Raw genomic sequence first — 19,634 nt, forward strand, 5'->3', positions numbered from 1 at the left:
CAAACCGGGTCGCAAATCAATTATAAATGCGGAGTCTGTTCCATTTCCGACATAGTATGAAGTGTCTTCATATCTTGGAAAATCAATTTGTTCTTCTCAACTTGAATGATATTACGGTTCTTGAAATCTGTCAAAGCTCGCACAAGTGTTTCTGTTGTAGTTCCAATAATGGATGCAAGAACATCTCTTGTCATTTTTAACTCAATCTCATTGCCATCACCCGCAGCTGTTTTGAGTGTGATCAAGAGTTCAGCTAATTTGCTATGAACTTGTTTCGTTCCTAAAGATACACATTGTTCTTCAGAAGCTCGCCATTCCTTCGCCATTTGCACAAAGACTTCGGTCTGAAACTTCGCATCATCTTGAATCAATAAATCTGCCAGCTCACGACTGATAAAGCATGCTGAAGTTTCCTCTAAACAAATCGCAGAATGATTGAAGATCTCACCCGACATGGAATCACGAAATCCGACCCAATCTCCAGGACCAAGAATCTGAAAGGTTTGCTCTTTGCCAGAAGTCGATACTTTAAAATTGCGAACGGAACCCGTTCTTATAAAGAAGAAACCAGAAGCTCGATCTCCTGTATGAAATAAATATTCCCCTTTCTGAAAGCCATAGAATCGCTTCATCGAATTGATTTTATTTATGGTTTCAGGAGTTGCTTTCTGTAGTACACTATGATTCTTAATATCACAAGTTATGCAATCTGGAAATTCACTTTCGATTTCAGAATTTTTCATACGATTTAATTTTTTCTATGGATCTAAAAATACTATCTATAGAACTCTTCTAAGAATGATTCTATCGCCTATGCACTAGACAGCAAATGAAATTTTTGTAGATTCCAAAATTATTTCAATTTTTCGATATTAAACTAATTGATCATGCCCGCATCCACAATCGTTGTATTCAAAAACTATGAATTCAATGATTTAATTCCTTGGAAATTGTGAAGGAAATTGGATAATGGAACACATATTATGAAAAAAAATACATATTCTTACTTTGCTATTTCTGCACTAATTCTTGTTTCTATGATTGGATGCAGAGATGAAGTGATTCGCGATTCAACCTCTTTATCAAATGAGAATTCTATAATGAAAATTGATTCCCTAAGATTGGGAATAAACGAAGGTCGTGCAGTTTGGATATTCGGAATTACTTGGAAAACGAGTGAACCATTTAGGATGATTGTGCGAGATAAGACCAACTCAACAGAAATTTTTAATTCTTCCATAAGCCCCAATCAATCCAAAAAATATACCTACTCTACTGGGCTTGCCGTAACTGATCCAAAAAACAATTGGATTTTTATTGACAAAGATAGTTCATCATCAAGGAGTTTAGAATTTTCCATTGAGCAGTCTGGGCAGATTTCTAAATTAGAAACGACAGTCGAAGTTTCAGCCCTTGTCAAACAAAGTCTCCACCATAAATTGAAATAATAAAAACTTTATTTATAATGAAAAGCTTTGTTCTCGAATAAAGTCAAATTCCTAAAAACACAGGTTTCCGCTTCTCTTCTATTGAGCGAATGGTTTCTTTGAAATCGTCGCTAATGAAATTCTTTGCTTGAGCTTCTGATTCTTTTTTTAGGGCTGCTTGCAAAGCATCGTCAGAATACGTATTTTCTTTCAATTCTCTAAGCGCCATGGGTGCTGCTTCAGAAAGTGAGATTGCAAGTTCTTCTGCCTTAGACAGAACATCTTTCTTGGATACAGAATAATCACATAATCCCCATTCTGCGGCTTCTTTTCCTGAAAGAGTCTCCGCGAGGAACAGTAAACGATTGGCACGTGACTTGCCAATCAATTCTTGAGTTGTATAGGAACTTCCCATTCCAGGATGAATACCTAACTTTACAAAATTAAAACTATATTTGCCTTCATTTGCATAAACTCTTAGATCACAAGCGAGTGTGATTGCAAGCCCTGCACCGATAGCATGTCCATTTGCCGCACAAACAATTGGAATTGGTACATTTCGTACTGATAAAAAGAAATTATAGAATTTCCTCATTCCTTTGCGGTTCTCAGAGAAAGATTTTTTAGAAAAACTTTTGAGAAGGTTCAAATCACCACCAGCAGAAAAGATTTCATTACGACCCGAAATTACAATCGCCCTTGGAGGTTTCTTGGATTGCGAAAGAAGTTTCATATTTTTTTCAAAAAGCTCACCCATCTCCCAAGTCATTGAGTTCTTTGTAAGAGGGTTGTTTAGAAATAAATATAAGATTTCACCTGTAGGAACGGTCTTAGTCTCAATTTCAATCAATGCCATTAGACAACAGCCCTATGTTGCAATTCATTCAGATCAAATCCTTCATACCATATTCTCTCAGATGTAGGTAAAGGTTTCTCTCCTAATCCAAGATTTTCATAATAATCTAATAAGATTTCTAAGTGAACGTTTTCTTCATTTTCAAATGACCATAAGTAAGAATCTATTGATTTAGAAATCAGAGCTTCACTTCTTACTCGATCCCTGAAATTATCCGGTTTTCCTGCAAAAATTAAGTTCGCAGATACAAGATCAAATCGTATCGTCTCAAGTATTGTCTTAAATCTCTCATCAGTTTCATCAAAATATCTCGAGGCAATTTCTGTTTGGAAATAGTCTCCCCAAGAAATGATATCTGGATAGACACCAAATTTTGCCTTTATCTCTTCAAGCTTTTCATTTTCTACGAAAGGCTTAGTTGCATATGAATCAACTAATGATTTAAGGTGTATGAGACCAAGGATTTTGGAGCTGGACAATTTGCCCGTTCTCACCATTTCGAAAAGTTCAGGATTGAGTTCTGATTTCTGTTCCATACTAAAATTTTCGGGATACTCTGAATTTTCCCCCTTAAATTTTTCGTGAATAGTTATCTTTAATTTACGCTTTTCAAAACTCGATAATATAGTATGGCAATAGGTCGATCGGATTCGTTACAAGAACTCATCACATTGATGGAGACAATGTTTACGGAGACTATCATCGGAAGTGACATAAATCTTGTAAAACATCTATTCTATTATCTAAAAGCAGATGGAAGAGAATTCGATTTCGTTTATAGCGATAAGGAATCCCTTGCCATGGTTGATGATATCTTTATGGACTCAATGAATCTTGTAATTCCTGAGTTCGAAGAGGAAGGACATAGGCGGGCGCGAATTCGATTCGAAATAATGAACATTTTGTACCAATTCGAAGTGATCATACAAGATGTTCATGGCACAGTCGTGACCATTAAGATTCCACATGAACTTCAATCAATGCAACTTCGGCAGAATAAAAGACTTCCTGTGGACGATTTGTTTATGAATTTTATCATTTTGTTTCGTTCATTATCTGGTGGAACTCGAGCTGTTGGTAAAAACCTATATGCTGAACGAAGATTTCCATTCTTAATGAAAGAGATTCGTAAGGATAAACCAAATCTTCAGCTCATCAATGTTATGTTATCCGATTATATCAAAACAGTTTCTAAAGATTTCGAAATTGTTATTTACTCTCAAGCAAATGAACCAAATGAAGATGAGCAGTTTATCCGCGAAATTCTTAAGAATTCTGAAAAATCGATTTACATTGGTGATTGCAATAAACTAGAAAATTACTTTGAACCATTAGAAGATGAATCCTTAACCAATTACTATAATGAATTCATTCGAATGGAAATGTCGACATCAAGTGAAGAAGCTATAGAATTTTTCAAGCAGAAGCAAAAGAAAGAAAATCGCCAATTTCTAGTAAGTTATATCTATACTCCGATTCGCATCTATGATGAAGCAGTTGGATATATAAAAGTATATGCCACTGCTATGGATAGATTTTCCATTACTCCAGCTCAGGCGATTTTTATACATGAACTTGCAGAAATTGCAAATTATGCCTTTACTAAAGTTGCAATCCAAGTTAGTTCTTATGAAAACTATACTCACTCTACTCAGATTATTGACATTTCCATGGACGGACTTTTGTTTGAAACACAGAATCGTAAATTATTCAATTATCTTAAACGCCATAATATTATAAAAATGAACATCCCTCTAAATTCCGAAATAATTCTAATGATTAGGGGAGAAATCGTGAGATTTATTGAGAGAGAAGATTGCTTTCATATTGGTGTGAACTTTTTTGATTCTGCACCAGATGACATGTTGCATCTAGAGAATTATTTATATGAAAAAAGCATGAATATTTTGTCTGAATAGAAATAACAAAAAATCAATTCATGCGCAAGAAAATCAATTCGCTATTCAATAATTTCTAATATATCAATGATTTGAATAGGAACTTCTTTGCCAGGCGGATTGATGGTTAGATAAGTTCTTCCATGTGTTCGAATTTTGTTCATTGCAGTCGCGATATCATTTGTGATTGGCTTGCCTCTGGTCCAACCTCTTAGATCCTCAGATAGAATTTCTATGGATGTTGCATGATAAAAAAGCGAATCTCTGGAATACTTAGATGCTAAGGCAATATATGAAACTGCTTTTTCATAAAATTGGTTTCTTGTCTTATCATTCGTTTCCAAATATTTTTTATAGTTTGCCCAAGCAGAATATGTATAAGTCTCAAAAGTTTTCCCAATCAATTTCTCACTGTCAGCAGTAATCTCAATGATCCGATTGATCATATCCAATCTTCTCAGCTTATTGGTATCCGGATCTTCGATTGATTCTCTCAATACACTAAGATAGCTATGGTAGAAAGAAATTCTCTCTCGAAGATCAGAAAAGTTCTCTTTGTATTTCCAAGCAAGGGAGTATTCACCAAGAGTTGAGACCTTCCAATCTTTTCCTTCTTTTCTATGAATCAAACCGAGTGCATAATGTCCGTCCGCAAGTTTATGATCGAGACTAATGGACTTTTTGTACTGTTGCATAGCGAGTGCGATCTGGTCTCTCTCGGCAAGTGAGTCGCCACGCTTTTTAGTAAGCAAAGCATCTTCTGTTTGAATAGATTCCAATGGTCGAACGACAGTCATTGGTCTGTTCTCAATTAAACGAGTATATCCTTCTCCTCTCAATTGCCTACCGAAAAAGGTTGTATCGAAAATGGAACGAACTTTGATCTCTCCAACAATATTTCCATTTCGGAATTTTCTATGATCGGGATCTTTTTCAATTAAGTAGAGAATCTGTCCAACACGCAGATCTTTAGAATTCAAGACTTTAACGACCACATTGTCCGGCCTTGTATCAAGATTCATGTCCGTCATAGCTGAGCTCTCTAAGATCTCAGCTTTCTCAATAGAAACCACTTCTCCAACTACGACCATTCGCTCTGCTTCGGTTCGATCTTGCTTTCGAAAAGCAAAAACCAATTCTTCACCGTAAGATTGGGCGAAGTTCTGGGTTGATTCAAAAAATAATATAACTATAATTATGCGAATTAATCTTTTCAAGATTATCTGACCCACTACTTAGAATTTCGGCATCTTTTGTGGAATTTCAGCCTTTTTTCTTGACATAAATTTTTCGATATTTAGGTTACGAGAATGTTTCGGAAGTTCGCCAATCTTTTCAAGCCTGCCCCTGCCATTCCACGCCTTCCCCAAGACGAGATCGACGCAAAATATCCGAAGTTTCGATGGCAGATTCTAGAATCTACTTTCATCGGGTATTCAGTTTTCTATTTAGTAAGAAATAACTTTCCTCTTGTTTCCAAAGAAATTGGACAGGCATTGTCCTATTCTAAAGAACAAATCGGCGATATATTAGCGGTTACAGCAATTGCTTATGGAATCGGTAAATTTCTAATGGGTGCTTTGAGTGATCGCTCCAATCCAAGAATTTTTATGCCATTTGGTTTGCTTCTTACTGCAGGATTGAATTTTTGTTTTGGATTTTCTGAGAACTATCATATGCATCTCTTGCTTTGGACTCTCAATGGATTAGTGCAAGGTATGGGATGGCCTCCTTGTGGAAGATCTCTAGGTCATTGGTACAGCCTCAAAGAACGAGGAACAGTATTCGCTTTTTGGAATATTTCACATAACGTTGGTGGTGGACTCGTCGGAATCATTGCTGCCTACTCCGCTTCATTTTTTGGATGGCAATATGCTTTTTTTATTCCAGGGATAATTTGTGTATTTGCTTCGGTATATTTATTTGCACGACTAAGAGATACTCCTCAATCAGTTGGACTTCCTTCTATTGAAGAATATCGCAACGATTTTCCGGCTCCCGAGAACGATCCTCTGTTAGGTGAAATTAGTCCAGTCGATCCAGCTAATGCAGAGAAGGAATTAACTTCCTATGATCTAATAGTAGAAAACGTCTTGAAGAACAAAATCATTTGGATCTTTGCGATTGCAAATCTATTTGTATACATGGTTCGCTATAGCCTACTTGATTGGGGACCAACTTATCTAAAAGAGATCAAAGGAGCAACACTTACTAGCGGTGGAGCTTCAACTTTTATCTATGAATTCGCAGGCATTGGATCCACACTTCTTATGGGTTGGGTCTCTGATAAAACAGGCGGAAGGCGGGGCATGGTAAGTTTATTATGTTTAATTCCAATTTTATTTGCTTTTGTTGGAATTATTGTAACACCACCTGGATTTCTATGGATTGATCTTACACTGTTCGCAGTTATTGGATTTTTTATCTATCCTCCAGTAATGCTACTTGGAGTTGCTGCTTTAGATTTTACATCCAAAAAGGCCGTGGGGACTGCAGCCGGTTTTATCGGACTCTTTGGTTATGTTTTTGGAAGAACGATTCAAGCGAAAGCAATTGGCTATTTATCGGAACATTACTCATGGTCTATTGCGCTATGGTTTATTTTCTTTTCTTGCATAGGAGCAATTCTATTACTTTCGTTTACGTGGCGACTCAAACCAAAAAGCTAAAGTATACAAGCTAGAATATGTTTGAAAGCTTTCTCTTAACATTGCGGGAACGACTTGTAAATATAATTTATTTCTTTGTAGCTTCCGTCTGGATGATCAATGGTGTATATTGTAAAATTTGCAATTTTGTACCAAGGCACCAAGAGATCGTTTCTCGAATCTTGGGCGAAACTGTTGCGAGACCTATTACTGTTCTGATAGGTTTCGGTGAAATGATCTTGGCTATATGTTTTCTTGCCAAATGGCACCATCGAATGATCATTTGGTTGCAGATTCTATTGGTGTTAACGATGAATACGATTGAATTCATACTAGCTCGAGACTTACTTCTTTTTGGCGGATACAATTTTATTTTTGCTTCTATTTTCATTATAATGTTAATTTATTATGATATATTGTTATCTCGTGAATCAGAAAAATATAATTAGAATATGTTAGATTTTTTAAAAAATCATCCATTTCCCATAGCGGCAGATTTTGATCACTCAATTGTTTTAACTTTTGCAATCCCACTAGAAGAGCTTGAACCATTCGTCCCAAAACCACTTACGATAGACAGTTATCAAAATAAATATGGATTTCTGGCTATTGCCATGGTCAAGACTCGTAACTTAAGATATAAAGGTTTACCGAGATTTATGGGAAATGATTTCTATTTGATTGGTTATCGGATTTTTGTAAAATATAAAAACTTAGAAGCCAAGAATAGACGCGGACTATACATTTTAAAATCAGAAACCAATCGCAAAAAAATGGAATTTTTGGGAAATATTTTTACTCATTACAATTATTCTACAAGAGATATTCAAGAATCGCAATATACTAAATCTTGGTCTGATACTAGCCATCATCATGATTTACAGCTGCGATCGAAAGTTGATAAAAGTATAGAGATCCGATCTCTTCAGTCCCAATTCCATATTATCATATACAAAACAAAGGATGATATGGTTGAGCTTCCAAAAAATTCGCCTTTTCCCAATTGGCAGGAAGCTAGAAAATTTGCAGGTCCCATGCCATTTACTTTTTCTATGATCCCTAATTCGAGGAAAATTGTAATCATTGAAGGTGTTCGTGAAAATTGGAAACCAAAACCAATTCATGTCGAGCGATATGATATAGATTTTCTAACCCAAAAACAATTTAAATCGTCAGTCCTAGCCAATGCCTTCATTATCGAAGATGTATCATACCATTGGAAAAAAGGAATCGTAGAAACATGGTAGAAAATCGAAGTCCTTTTCAAGGATTAATCAATGTTATCTATTTCAATTGGCATTATTATTTAATATTGATTATAATGCTTATTGCTATTTATATCACAAATTTCATTTTCCAGTTTATCGATAATTCCGATTTAATCTTATTAACATGTATATTAGCTTCTCCTGTCGTTGTATCTCTTGCGGTTACTTTCTATGTTTATGATCTCTCAGATCTATATGAATTGAATTGGTTAGAAAATAAAAATATTACAGAAAATTCAAAAATACTCATTGTGCATGCTGGATTGGATGAAATATCCCAATCTATAGAAAAAAAGTTTCCGGAAGCTATTGTTGAAGTATGTGACTTTTATGATCCAAACCTACATACTGAAATTTCCATTCGAAGAGCAAGAAAGAGATACCCGCCTAATCCAAAAACTATTTCAATTTCATCAAGAAATATACCTTTTTCCAATCAATCAATGGATGTGATTCTAGTTTTTCTTTCGGCTCATGAGATTAGAAACAACAAAGAAAGAATTGATTTCCTAATGGAATTGAGAAGAGTATTGAAACGTGATGGAAGAATTTACCTTACTGAGCATCTTCGCGATATTCCGAACTTCATTGCATATACGATTGGATTTTTGCATTTTCATTCAAGAGATACTTGGAGGAATAATTTTTTAACTAGCGATCTATCCTTGATTCAAGAAATCAAAAATACAATTTTTATTTCGACTTTTATTTTAGGTAAAAATGCAAACTAATCTCACTATAATTGGATGGATTCTAGTTTGTCTTTCTTTGATACATTTGGGTTTTCCAAAATATTTTCAATGGAGAGATGATTTACAAAACATAAGCCAAATCAATCGTGAAATGATGTATGTGCATACAGCATTTATTGGAATCGTTATATTCGCAATGGGTATTTTGTGTATTTTCTTCCAATCGGAATTGATCTATTCTGAGTTTGGTAACCAAATATCTCTTGGTTTAGGAATATTTTGGTTTATTCGCCTTTTAGTTCAATTCTTTGGATACTCAAAAGATTTGTGGTATGGTAAACTATTTGAGACATCCATTCATATACTTTTTTCCATTCTATGGTTGTATATCAGTTTAAGTTTTATATGGATATATAAGTTTGCTAACGTGCCTTAATCCCAATCTGTTCCTACGGTTGAGATTGTTAGTTTTACTGGTTCTTTGCTTGTGATTTTGAAAATCTGTTCCTTTGTCGTTCCATGTGCAGTTACGAGAAAATTATCGCCTCGGTGAAATTTTTCTCCAGAAGCAAGTTCTATTGAACCATCTAACATAGAATAGATATGGAATCTTGGCTTTTTCGTGATGACAGGTAAGATATAATCTTCTGGATCATAGTCATTATCCTTTTTTACATCCAAAATAAATATCCGAAATTTATCATTTTCTGTTAGCGAAGAAAGAATTCCAGCACCTGCAAAACTAGATTCCTTGTACAACATTCTTTCTTTATCTTTAGAAGCTTTAAAACTAAGAACATCTAGAGCGCGTTCAAGATGTAACTCTCGAGGTCTTCCGTAGTCATATACTCGGTAAGTAGAATCGGAAGATTGCTGGATCTCGAGTAACAAAACTCCTGCTCCAATAGCATGAACTGTGCCTGGCTCTAGGATAAAACTATCTCCAGGTTTAACAGGAATTTTACGAAGAATTGATTCAGCATCATTGGATTCAACTAGAGCCTTGTATGTTTTCTTATCAGTATCCTTTGCAAAACCTACAACCAAATTTGAATCAGGATCAGCCTGCATTACGATCCATGCTTCTTTTTTGCCGGCATTCTTAGGATCATTCTTCCGTGCATATTCATCGCTCGGGTGAACTTGTACGGAGAGTTTCTCCTTGGCATCAATGATTTTTACCAGTAATGGAAACGGCAAACCTTCAAAGCCGTCTCCCAATACTTCTCTTGGATACATTTTATAAATACTTCGGAAATCTCTTCCTTTCCAAATTCCAGTTTGAATGATAGAGCGATCCTCTTCGTAGTCAGAAATCTCCCAAGACTCACCAATATTTCCCTCGGGCGTTTTGCGACCCAGAATACTGCTGATTTTATTGCCACCCCAGATTTTATCTTTGTATATGGGTTCGAAACTTAGAATTGCTGGGATCATGATGACATTTTTTTTTATAGGGAATTTATGGCAAAGAAGATTTCACAATAGGTCTGCGAGCCCCTTTAACTCATCCCAGGTTCTATCAGAATGAATGCTAATTCTTAGCCTTGGTGTAGGTACAGTTGGTGGACGAATTGCACGCAAGTCGTAACCTAGGTTTTGAGCTTTGTAAGAAATTTCCAGTGTCTCATTTTCTGAATTCAAAATTACAGGAATGATTTGTGAGGACGAAGCACCTATATCATAGTTTTTATCTGATAAATTTTTTCTTAAACAAACGGAATATTCTTCTATCAATGAACGCTCAAGATCCATTGTAGATACAATTTCTAAAGCCTTGATTCCAGCATGAAGGAGGCAAGGCATCGGGGCAGTAGAGAACACAAAACCTCGCATGCAATTGATTAGATAGTCTTTAGCGTTCGGATTACTGCAGGCAATGATGCCACCTTCAAGACCTAAGGATTTACCCATTGTAAAGATTCGAAAATCTATCTCTTTTACTAAGCTCGGACTCAGGAATCGAGGATCCATTGCAAGTCCAGCTCCAGATTGTCCATACACTCCAAAAGCATGGGTCTCATCCAAAATAAGTATTGCATCAAATTCTTTCTTTAGTTCAACTAATTTCTCAAGATTCGGATGATCTCCATCCATGCTAAAAATTGTTTCACTAACAATGATTTTCTGATCAGAGGATTTATGCTTTTCCAACTGAGAGCGCAGATGATCAAGATCTAAATGATTGTAATATACTTTTTTTGCACCTGACAATCTTATTCCGTCAAGAATAGATGCATGATTGAGACGATCTGTAAAAATTACAGTTTTTAAATTTGCAATCGCATCTAACAGACCTAGATTCGCAGTAAATCCGTTGGCTACAAAAAGACTAGCATTGGACTCAACCAATCTATTGAAGGAATTTTCAAAATTCTCATACACAGGCAAGTGTCCTCGTACCAAACGAGAAGCAGTCGATCCATTGCCATAGAGATGGATGCCTTCGGTCAGAGCCTCAGCAATCCGAACATCTCGAGATAGCCCAAGATAATCATTGGAACAAAAGTCAATTCCAGAAGATGTCTTCAAACTACGAAAAAGATTTTTTTCTTTCCGTTTATTCAATTCGTTTTCAAGATTTTCATAAATTCGACTAGACAATGGATTAACTCCTACCCCATGATCTGACGTGAGGATCAAATATCAAGTCTTGGTTGCAATCAAATATGAAAAATTTAAACCAAACAGTCGCATTGCAGTTCTGACTGGTGCTGGAATTTCTGCTGAAAGTGGGATTCCTACCTTTCGTGGCGAAGGAGGACTGTGGAGAAACTTCTCCTTCGAAGAGCTCGCAACGCCAGCTGCATTCCAGAAAGACCCAGTTCTAGTCTGGGAGTGGTACAATATGCGCAGAGATATCTGCGGACAATCTGAACCCAATCCTGGACACGAAGCAATCGCAGAATTGGAGAGTATTTTTTCTGAATTTCATTTGTTTACCCAAAATGTGGACAATCTGCACGCAAGAGCTGGATCCAAGAAAATTACGGAATTGCATGGAAATATTTTTATCGGTCGCTGCCTTGGTTGCAATAAATTGACTCCGCTTCCAATTTCAAATAAAATTTCAAATAAGAACTCAATTCAGAATTTAAACGAAAATGAAGGTCCACCTATATGCGATGGCTGTTCTAATATGCTTCGTCCACATATACTATGGTTTGGCGAAAGTTACGATACGCAAATGTTGGATCAGGCTGCAGAATTTCTTTCCAAATCAGATATAATATTTGTAATTGGAACATCAGGCAACGTTAGTGTTCCCGTCCAATTGGCGAATCTCGCAATCAATAATGGTGCCTATTCAATTGAGATCAATCCAGAACCTTCTTCTCTTTCAAAACGAGTTGATATAAGTATTCGAGCGAAATCAGGTGAGGCTCTTCCCGAAATTTTAAAAAAAATCAAATCCAGTATCTAAATACTAATAGGAAAATATGATCACAATCATTCTACTTTTGCTTTCCAATATCTTTATGACCTTTGCTTGGTACGGTCATCTCAAGTTCATGAAAAATGACAAGTTATGGGTTGTTATATTAGTTTCTTGGGGAATTGCTTTATTCGAATATAGCTTAATGGTTCCCGCCAATCGAATTGGTTTTACGACTTATAAATTCCAAGGCTTCCAATTGAAAATCTTACAAGAAATGATCACGATCTCAGTGTTTATTGTATTCGCAATTTTCGTTCTAGGAGAGAGGATTCGTTGGAATTATATTGTGAGTTTTGCATTGCTTATGCTTGCTGGATACTTTGCGTTTGCTTTCAATACTGCTAAAGATTCTTAGAGATCTCGGATTGAAGAAATTTTATTATCTCTAATGCAAGAAATTCTTTATCGCCAGGTCCAATTATTTTCTTACTTCCGTCTTTGCTAAATAAGTGAATGGTAGACTCGACTTCACCAAATCCAATTTCTTTTCCAACTAAATTACCAGCGATCCAGTCAAGACCTTTTGATTGTAACTTATGAACCGCATTGGTTTCTAAAGATTCTGTCTCTGCCGAGAAACCTAGCATGTAAAATTTTTCCAAACCCAATTCCATTTTTTGCTTTGTTATAGTTTTCAGAATATCTGGATTTTCTATCAATTCAAGAACCATTTCTCCATTTGATGGATTCTTCTTAAGCTTGCGATCACTTGGATTCCGCGGACGATAGTCGGCTGGAGCAGCTGCCATAATCAATAAAGTATCATCCATAATCTCAGAACTCACAGCGTCTAACAAATCTACTGTGGTTACCACTGAAACATTTTTCACTTGATCGACTACTTTGTATCGATCTTCCGTTCCACCGGAAATGTATACGACGTTATTACAGATTTTTTTTGCTTGGGTAGCAAGATTGAATCCCATTTTCCCACTTGAAGCATTGGATATATAGCGAACAGGATCTATCCATTCTCTAGTAGGACCACTCGTAATGATGATTTTGCTAATAGGCAAATTAGTCATAGGAAGTTAAAAATAACTCAAATTCCTAAAATTCTCAAGATTTCTGATTCGATGTACGAAATGTCCGCCAATTTACCTTGGCCTTCATCTCCGCAGACAACCACTCCGTTCTCAGGCGATATTATATGAATTCCATCTTCCATTAATCTCGATATATTTCTCTGAACTGCCTTATGATTCCACATCCCAGGATTCATTGCTGGTGCAACGATCACCGGACATTGGATTGCAAGATAGGTGGAAGTAACAATGTCATCAGCGATTCCATTTGCCATTTTACCAATTAGATTGGCTGTTGCGGGAACAATTGCCATAATATCTGCACCATACTTCGCTTCGATATGAGGCATACCTGATGAATATTCATCATATAATACTGGTTTGCTGGTTAGAGCCTCAAATGTAAGGGGTCTAATGAATTCCGTTGCATTTGGAGTCATGATGACCCGAACAGAATGTCCAAGTTTTGTGAGATTTCGTACTAACTCGCAGGCTCTATAGGATGCAATACTACCAGATACTGCTATAAGAATATTTGCTGAGCCAGTTGGAGCTGTCATGAGTTTGCTTGCTCCCTCTCCCTACTTGCCAGATTCGCTTGATTCGTAAATTGGATGCTCAATATTTTATTGCCATCCATCTTTTTGATTTTTAGCTCACCTTTTGGAATTTGAATGATGGATCCTTCTTTCGGCATATCCTCGTGTTGCTCAAGAAATAAACCGGCAATTGTCCGAACCTCTTCCAAGTCCTTAGGATCAACACCTTCTAATATTTCGGGAATCTCATCGATTTCTGTTTCGCCATCAATCAATATTGGCTTATTGCGATTCCAATCGGGTACTGCTTTCTCGTCTTGATCGGTCTCATCGCGAATCTCACCAAAAATTTCTTCAATGATATCTTCTAAAGTAAGAAGCCCTGCTACTCCACCATATTCATCGATCACAATCGCCATATGTTGGTTAGTGAGTCTTAACTTTTGCATAACCTTTTCTATAGAAAGTGATTCTGGAACAAAAATCGGGTCTTGCATAAGAGATGTGATTTTTTGCTTTTTGCTCTTCGGATTCTTAGAAAGCCATTGTAGATAGTTCTGGACATGAACAACGCCTAACACTTTATCAAGTGTTTCTTCATAAACTGGATATCGAGAAAAGTTATGTTCGGCAATCAGTGGCAACAGTTTATCAAGCGTTGCTTCCGATTCAATTCCGATAACAGAAAGCCTATGTGTCATCACGTCTTTTGCAAGATGCTCAGAGAAATTAAATGTTTTCTTGATAAGCTTCATCTCTTCTTTATCAATACGACCCGATTTACTCTGTTCTTCAATGATGATCATCAGTTCTTGAGGACTGTGAACATACTTGTCTCCAGTTCTCTGCAATCGCAATAACTTAAGAAGTCCTAACGTAATCTTATTCATGAAATAAGTTACGGGATAGAAAATATAGTAGAAGAACCACATAGGGAGAGCAACGCCTAGTGCTATAGATTCCGTACTTTGAATTGCAATTGTCTTCGGTAGCAATTCACCTAATATAATATGCATAAAAGTGATCAAACAAAAGGCAACTGCTATAGCTATTCCGTGAACCGTAAAACTTGCAGGTGGATCGTATCCAAAGTAATTGAACAAACGAGTTAAGTCGTGTGCAAGATATTCTTCACCGACCCATCCAAGAAGTAAGCTAGCAATCGTTATGCCAACTTGACAAACTGATAACATATTGTCCAAATTGACGACTGCTTTTCTTGTAAGAAGAGCAAGGGGTTTGTTCTCTTGAATCAATTCGTCTAATCTAGAAATACGAATGGAAACGAGAGAAAACTCAGCTGCCACAAAGAAACCATTGATAGCAACCAAAAAGAGAATAATGATTAAGCCAATTATATCCATTTCTTATCGGGAAAAATCCCTATTGTAAACTCCATGCGGGAATCCAACGAGTGTTGATCACTCGATAGCCCCAGTCCTTATTTAATTTTTGTAAAAAATCCGTCATATGGGCAGCACCATACATCATCCCAATTATTTGCTGATTTGTTGTCTCACTACTAATTATACCGAGAGCCACTGTATTTCTTTTTTGAATCAAAAGTTCATATAGTTTTGCATTTTTGGGATTGTTGATCAATTCTTGGCTCTCTGAATATAATTTCTTAGCCAAATGTCTGCGAACTTGTTTAATATTGGACCGCGTAGTCTTCGAATCTGGATCCATTGTCTTTATTTCGTAATCCTCCCCATCATCCGAATTTTTGTCTAGAGATATTTTGCCTCGGTAGTATTCTTTTAGAAGGGATGAAAACTCTTTATAACTCATATCTGCACGTCGCCAATTTGATTTAGGAACAAAAGCATTCGATTGAGCAACGAGTCCAATTGCCTTTGCATCAGTAGCTTGGGCCTCTTGTAAGCGAAAAAGATCAATGCCTTCCATCGATATCGAAGTTGATCGATGAATCTGTTGAATAGATAATGATTTAGTAGCGCTTGATTCCGCATCGATATTGATTCCTTCATAGTATACAGAATGGCAATCGTTCAAAATGTTCGCAACTGCATCATAATATTCTGGTTCACCCATATGAATCATTCCAATTAGAACGATGATGGAAGATTTCTGATCTGATTTGAGAACCCAAGCTCGAGTGTACAAAAATTTGGAATCAATTTTAAGAAAATCTTGATCCTTTGCAGACAACGGTTGATAAGCTAAAAATAAGATTCCAATCCAGAGTCCAATAATCCGCCAAATTTTCATTTCAAGTCTCGAGTAACAATAATTACATCATTGTCTTTAGAAGATGACATCCCGATCGGGAAGTCTTTATATCTAGATACTGAATTTTTTAGATCGATATCTCGCTTAAGATACATAGCATCCGTTCCTGCTCGAAGCCAAAACGAACAAAAGTCTAAAATCCTTTTGGAATTTTTCAGATTGGAATCGGTAATCGTTTTACCTGAGACAAGCATTGCGGTCGGAACAGTTCGATAATCAATTCGACGAATGACTTTCTTCATGGAAATTGATTCCTTATCTTCTCCATTGCTCCAATCCATATCCAGTAGTCGATCTCCTTTAGAACTTGGATCATAATTCCAAATATGCAATCGATTCTTTTCGCGAAAGATTTTGGTTCCTTCAAAAGTGGACCTGTCACTACTTATTGTATTAGACTCAGCACTCTTCGGTGAAGCCCAAACGATCGGTGCCAAATTTCTCAACTTATCATATTTGCTGCTAACAACAAAGCGATAGAATAGATTGAAATTTTGATTCTGAAACATGTTACGCAAATAATCATATAAAACAAGACCGTCTGAATTCAGATAAATCTGGATGGATTCTGGATTCTTAAGTTCTGCAACAAATTGATTCACAACTTCTTTGGCTTGGAATGAAGTGGGATTGCTTCCTTCAATTACCTTGTATGACCATTGTGATTTTTTGGGAAGGGATGGATTCATTTTGAAAAGGTATAAGTCTGATTTCCAAGGCAATACTGCAATAATGGGATTTTTGACTTCATCGCTGAATCCGTCTGCAATGTCTTCTCGTTCTTTATCAAGATATTCCACTTCGGATTCTCGCGATGTTGTGTAGACTGAATCTTGGTAATTGTTTTCCCTAGGAGTCTGAAATCCTGAATAATTTTTGAATCGATTGTTGACTGCACGGATTTGGAACAATCCGGTCTCGTAGATTCCAGGGAGATCACTAGATGCAAGGTTATAGGAATGGATCAGCTCCATAATTGTCTGAGCATCCTGCAATTCATTCAAATGCTCAAGTGACACAGACATGAATCGATCCAACGTAAATGAATCTGGTTTATAGTTCTTGAGAGTTAGCAGTTGTTCGTTGGGAGGATCAACTTTTAAAAGCTTGAGTGAGATCTGTATAAAATTTGAGACAGGAGCTTTCTGCCCAGAGGATTGATGCGCAATCACAAGTCCAGAAAAACGAAGCCAATCAGAACTGATTCCCTGATCTTCCGCAGCCAATATTCCTCTAGATTTGGTAAATTCAACCGTAGACTTTCTAAATTCCTGATTGAGAATATGATTATAGCCTTGTATTATAGTAGCTGCATATTCTAATCTTTTCCATCCTCGACTCTGAGCAAGATAGCTGATCTCATCTGTAATCCGACCGGATAGATCGCTATTAGATTCCATAATCATCTGAGAGATTCTAAGCCTCGGCCAGACTTCCTCTTGATATACTTTATCTCCTTTCGGAATGCTACGAATCGCATTGACTGCAACGTCTCGTCCTTTCGCTTTCCACACGGCCACAGCTGCGAGATCTTTTGCTCCAGGTATGGAAAGAGGTTCATTGAGCAGAGGATGCAATATCAAGCTGGACCAATCCGAGAAATCGAGACCAAAAAAATAATTCATGGAATCCAAGAAATTTCCCCGAAGATAAGCAAGGGTTCCCAATTTGATATAGATTCGATTGCGAACAGAGACTTTTTTGGTTTTAGAAATATTCAGTAACTGAACTAAACTTTTCTCGGCTTCCAGGAATTGACCTGCGATTACTTGGAGGAATGAATAGCGTTCTAGAGAATTTTCCGAATACCCACCTAGTGAGGCAGACTCAGCTTCCAAAATCATTCGCTGAAAATTGATCGCTTCATTCGCAAATCCCAAGAAAGCAAGACGTGCCGGTAATTCTTCATCAATTTCTTCTAGAAAAGGAATAGAGTGTAGCATCTGTTCTTCGTAAAACGGTGAGACTACACGAATGATATTTACATAGTTCTTATGCATGGCAATTCCCTTGCCCGATGTCTGGTCAAGATAGAATTGCAATCGAAATAATCTGCATAGAGAATAGTAAGGAAGTTCAGATTTGCATGTTAGCTTTTCGGGAGATTTTCTCTCATCTTCACCATTTGAGAAAAGACTTGTATAAATATTTCTCGCCAAGGTTTTGTTATATGCATTTTTCTCACTTTGGATATAGGACTGAAGACTCTTTTGCGAAGCTTGTTCTTCGTTCTGGAATTTCTTCCATAGAGTTGTGATCAGCGCATCGGCTAGTCGGTATTCTTGAGGTTTGAGTCTGAGTTGGTAGAGAACTGCCGCAACTCCCTGCTTACTTTTCTTCTTAAGAAAGTACTCACAGATAAATAGATACGAGTCAATTTCTTGCGATACAGATAATCCTGTTGGTAATTCTACCTTATCAGTTTTATCAGTCTCGAAAACAAAAATCCCGTCAACATAGAGTTTGCTTGTCTTACCCGATTGAAACCAACCGGTAGTCTCTCTGCTATAAACTGGACTAAGAACTAAATGCGATAGAAGACAAAAAAATAAAATCCTGTAAATCAATGAACTCCTTCTCTTTTCAGATCCCTGCTCATAAGATCTTTTACCACCATACGCGGATCTTTGTCTTCGTACAGCATTTTGTAAACCTCTTGGGTTATCGCCATCTCCACACCAAGTTTGTCGGCAAGTTCTTTTGCAGACTTTGTAGTCTTCACGCCTTCGGCGACTTCATTCATAGATTCAAGAATTGCCGCAAGCTTCTCTCCTTTTCCAAGGCGAAAACCAACAGTTCTATTTCTGGATGCCTCACCACAGCATGTAAGAACTAGATCTCCCATACCGGATGGTCCAAGAAAAGTCATAGGATCAGCTCCCATTTTGAGACCCATGCGAGAAATTTCTGTAAGCCCGCGAGTGATAAGAGCTGCACGAGTATTCTGTCCAAAACCAAGTCCATCCGCAACACCTGCTGCGATGGCAATCACGTTCTTAAGCGCACCACCAACTTCAACACCAACAACATCGGGAGTCCAATAGGTTCGAAAATATGTGAAACTAAAAATTTCCTGAACTCGTCTTGCCGTTGCTTCATTCTTAGATGCAATGGAAACAATTGTTGGAACTTTGCTTACGATTTCTTTTGCAAATGATGGACCAGATAGATAAGATAGTTGAGAATGAAAGCTTCCTGGAAGTTCTGATTCAAAAATCTCTGATACCAAGCGTAACGAATCATTCTCAATTCCTTTGCTTGCAGACACAATGGGAATCTTGGGTGGAATGATATCTTTTATTTTATGAATGATTTCAGATAATGCATGAGATGGAGGAGCAGAGACTATCATATCCTTGCCAACAACAACGGATTCTAGGTCGGTGCTTGCAGTAAGTTTGTCTGGAAGAATCAAATCCTTAAGATGTCTGAAATTGCGGTGCTCTTTGTTGATTGAGAGAGCAAGCTCCTGACTACGTGTCCACAAAACTACATCATATCCCTTGTCTGCCAAAAGACTTCCAAGTGCCGTCCCAAAACTGCCTGATCCAATTACGCCGATTTTCATTAGATTATAAAATCTAATTTA

The 19,634-nt window shown here is 36.9% G+C and carries 21 protein-coding genes; 9 read left to right on the forward strand and 12 right to left on the reverse strand.

Features of this window, described 5'->3' with window-relative positions; all coding sequences use genetic code 11:
* Positions 1–20 precede the first annotated feature (20 nt).
* Positions 21–743 (reverse strand): Crp/Fnr family transcriptional regulator, encoded by a 723-nt coding sequence (locus O4O04_RS16360; protein ID WP_272532855.1) that lies wholly within the window; start codon positions 741–743, stop codon positions 21–23.
* 240 nt (positions 744–983) lie between these two features.
* On the opposite strand from O4O04_RS16360, the gene O4O04_RS16365 reads away from it, so the two are divergent.
* Positions 984–1,448 carry a hypothetical protein gene (locus tag O4O04_RS16365; RefSeq protein WP_272532856.1) on the forward strand — a complete coding sequence of 155 codons (465 nt, stop codon included), beginning with the start codon at positions 984–986 and terminating at the stop codon, positions 1,446–1,448.
* Positions 1,449–1,491: 43 nt separating this feature from the next.
* Here O4O04_RS16365 and O4O04_RS16370 read toward each other — a convergent pair whose 3' ends face one another.
* A complete protein-coding gene (locus tag O4O04_RS16370; RefSeq protein WP_272532857.1) occupies positions 1,492–2,283 on the reverse strand; it encodes an enoyl-CoA hydratase/isomerase family protein in 792 nt (263 codons plus the stop codon).
* The gene (locus O4O04_RS16375) at positions 2,283–2,819 is read right to left on the reverse strand and encodes a hypothetical protein (RefSeq protein WP_272532858.1); all 537 of its coding nucleotides are present in this window, start codon (positions 2,817–2,819) and stop codon (positions 2,283–2,285) included. Before O4O04_RS16375 ends, O4O04_RS16370 begins: the two co-directional genes overlap by 1 nt.
* Positions 2,820–2,912: 93 nt before the next feature.
* Between O4O04_RS16375 and O4O04_RS16380 the strand changes: the two genes are divergently transcribed.
* Positions 2,913–4,202, forward strand: a complete 1,290-nt coding sequence (locus O4O04_RS16380) for a PilZ domain-containing protein (protein ID WP_272532859.1) — start codon at positions 2,913–2,915, stop codon at positions 4,200–4,202.
* Positions 4,203–4,243: 41 nt separating this feature from the next.
* Here O4O04_RS16380 and O4O04_RS16385 read toward each other — a convergent pair whose 3' ends face one another.
* Positions 4,244–5,398 carry a tetratricopeptide repeat protein gene (locus tag O4O04_RS16385; protein WP_272532860.1) on the reverse strand — a complete coding sequence of 385 codons (1,155 nt, stop codon included), beginning with the start codon at positions 5,396–5,398 and terminating at the stop codon, positions 4,244–4,246.
* Between the two features lie 93 nt (positions 5,399–5,491).
* Between O4O04_RS16385 and O4O04_RS16390 the strand changes: the two genes are divergently transcribed.
* The 5 genes from O4O04_RS16390 to O4O04_RS16410 all read left to right on the forward strand — a co-directional run bounded on the left by O4O04_RS16390 (position 5,492) and on the right by O4O04_RS16410 (position 9,225).
* A complete protein-coding gene (locus O4O04_RS16390; RefSeq protein ID WP_272532861.1) occupies positions 5,492–6,850 on the forward strand; it encodes an MFS transporter in 1,359 nt (452 codons plus the stop codon).
* A gap of 92 nt (positions 6,851–6,942) precedes the next feature.
* A complete protein-coding gene (locus tag O4O04_RS20490) occupies positions 6,943–7,278 on the forward strand; it encodes a DoxX-like family protein (RefSeq protein ID WP_442915969.1) in 336 nt (111 codons plus the stop codon).
* Positions 7,279–7,281: 3 nt separating this feature from the next.
* Complete coding sequence (locus O4O04_RS16400) at positions 7,282–8,076, forward strand: DUF2071 domain-containing protein (protein WP_272532863.1); 795 nt, start codon at positions 7,282–7,284, stop codon at positions 8,074–8,076.
* A complete protein-coding gene (locus O4O04_RS16405; protein ID WP_272532864.1) occupies positions 8,070–8,828 on the forward strand; it encodes a class I SAM-dependent methyltransferase in 759 nt (252 codons plus the stop codon). The genes O4O04_RS16400 and O4O04_RS16405 overlap by 7 nt, the downstream gene beginning before the upstream one ends.
* Positions 8,818–9,225, forward strand: a complete 408-nt coding sequence (locus O4O04_RS16410) for a hypothetical protein (protein ID WP_272532865.1) — start codon at positions 8,818–8,820, stop codon at positions 9,223–9,225. Before O4O04_RS16405 ends, O4O04_RS16410 begins: the two co-directional genes overlap by 11 nt.
* Here O4O04_RS16410 and O4O04_RS16415 read toward each other — a convergent pair.
* On the reverse strand, positions 9,222–10,223 hold the full coding sequence (locus tag O4O04_RS16415) for a type I phosphomannose isomerase catalytic subunit (RefSeq protein ID WP_272536123.1): 1,002 nt from the start codon (positions 10,221–10,223) through the stop codon (positions 9,222–9,224). The genes O4O04_RS16410 and O4O04_RS16415 overlap by 4 nt on opposite strands.
* Positions 10,224–10,268: 45 nt before the next feature.
* A complete protein-coding gene (locus O4O04_RS16420) occupies positions 10,269–11,393 on the reverse strand; it encodes an aminotransferase class I/II-fold pyridoxal phosphate-dependent enzyme (RefSeq protein WP_272532866.1) in 1,125 nt (374 codons plus the stop codon).
* A gap of 49 nt (positions 11,394–11,442) precedes the next feature.
* Between O4O04_RS16420 and O4O04_RS16425 the strand changes: the two genes are divergently transcribed.
* A complete protein-coding gene (locus tag O4O04_RS16425) occupies positions 11,443–12,213 on the forward strand; it encodes an SIR2 family NAD-dependent protein deacylase (protein ID WP_442915970.1) in 771 nt (256 codons plus the stop codon).
* A 16-nt stretch (positions 12,214–12,229) separates the two neighbouring features.
* Complete coding sequence (locus O4O04_RS16430) at positions 12,230–12,583, forward strand: DMT family protein (RefSeq protein ID WP_272532867.1); 354 nt, start codon at positions 12,230–12,232, stop codon at positions 12,581–12,583.
* Here O4O04_RS16430 and O4O04_RS16435 read toward each other — a convergent pair.
* Genes O4O04_RS16435 through O4O04_RS16460 form a run of 6 tightly spaced genes read right to left on the reverse strand, consistent with a single transcriptional unit; the run spans position 12,570 to position 19,613 of the window.
* Positions 12,570–13,244, reverse strand: coding sequence for a phosphopantothenoylcysteine decarboxylase domain-containing protein (locus O4O04_RS16435; RefSeq protein ID WP_272536125.1), 675 nt, complete (start codon positions 13,242–13,244; stop codon positions 12,570–12,572). The two genes, O4O04_RS16430 and O4O04_RS16435, sit on opposite strands and share 14 nt — an antisense overlap.
* A 26-nt stretch (positions 13,245–13,270) precedes the next feature.
* Complete coding sequence (locus O4O04_RS16440) at positions 13,271–13,813, reverse strand: flavoprotein (protein ID WP_272532868.1); 543 nt, start codon at positions 13,811–13,813, stop codon at positions 13,271–13,273.
* Positions 13,810–15,156, reverse strand: a complete 1,347-nt coding sequence (locus tag O4O04_RS16445; protein ID WP_272532869.1) for a hemolysin family protein — start codon at positions 15,154–15,156, stop codon at positions 13,810–13,812. Before O4O04_RS16445 ends, O4O04_RS16440 begins: the two co-directional genes overlap by 4 nt.
* A gap of 19 nt (positions 15,157–15,175) precedes the next feature.
* Positions 15,176–16,024, reverse strand: coding sequence for a hypothetical protein (locus O4O04_RS16450; RefSeq protein WP_272532870.1), 849 nt, complete (start codon positions 16,022–16,024; stop codon positions 15,176–15,178).
* Positions 16,021–18,612, reverse strand: a complete 2,592-nt coding sequence (locus O4O04_RS16455) for a hypothetical protein (protein ID WP_272532871.1) — start codon at positions 18,610–18,612, stop codon at positions 16,021–16,023. Before O4O04_RS16455 ends, O4O04_RS16450 begins: the two co-directional genes overlap by 4 nt.
* Entirely contained in the window at positions 18,609–19,613 is a 1,005-nt protein-coding gene (locus O4O04_RS16460; RefSeq protein WP_272532872.1) for an NAD(P)H-dependent glycerol-3-phosphate dehydrogenase, read from the reverse strand. Before O4O04_RS16460 ends, O4O04_RS16455 begins: the two co-directional genes overlap by 4 nt.
* Between the last annotated feature and the right edge of the window lie 21 nt (positions 19,614–19,634).

Origin of the sequence: Leptospira sp. GIMC2001, from assembly GCF_028462125.1 — a bacterium.
GTDB lineage: Bacteria > Spirochaetota > Leptospiria > Leptospirales > Leptospiraceae.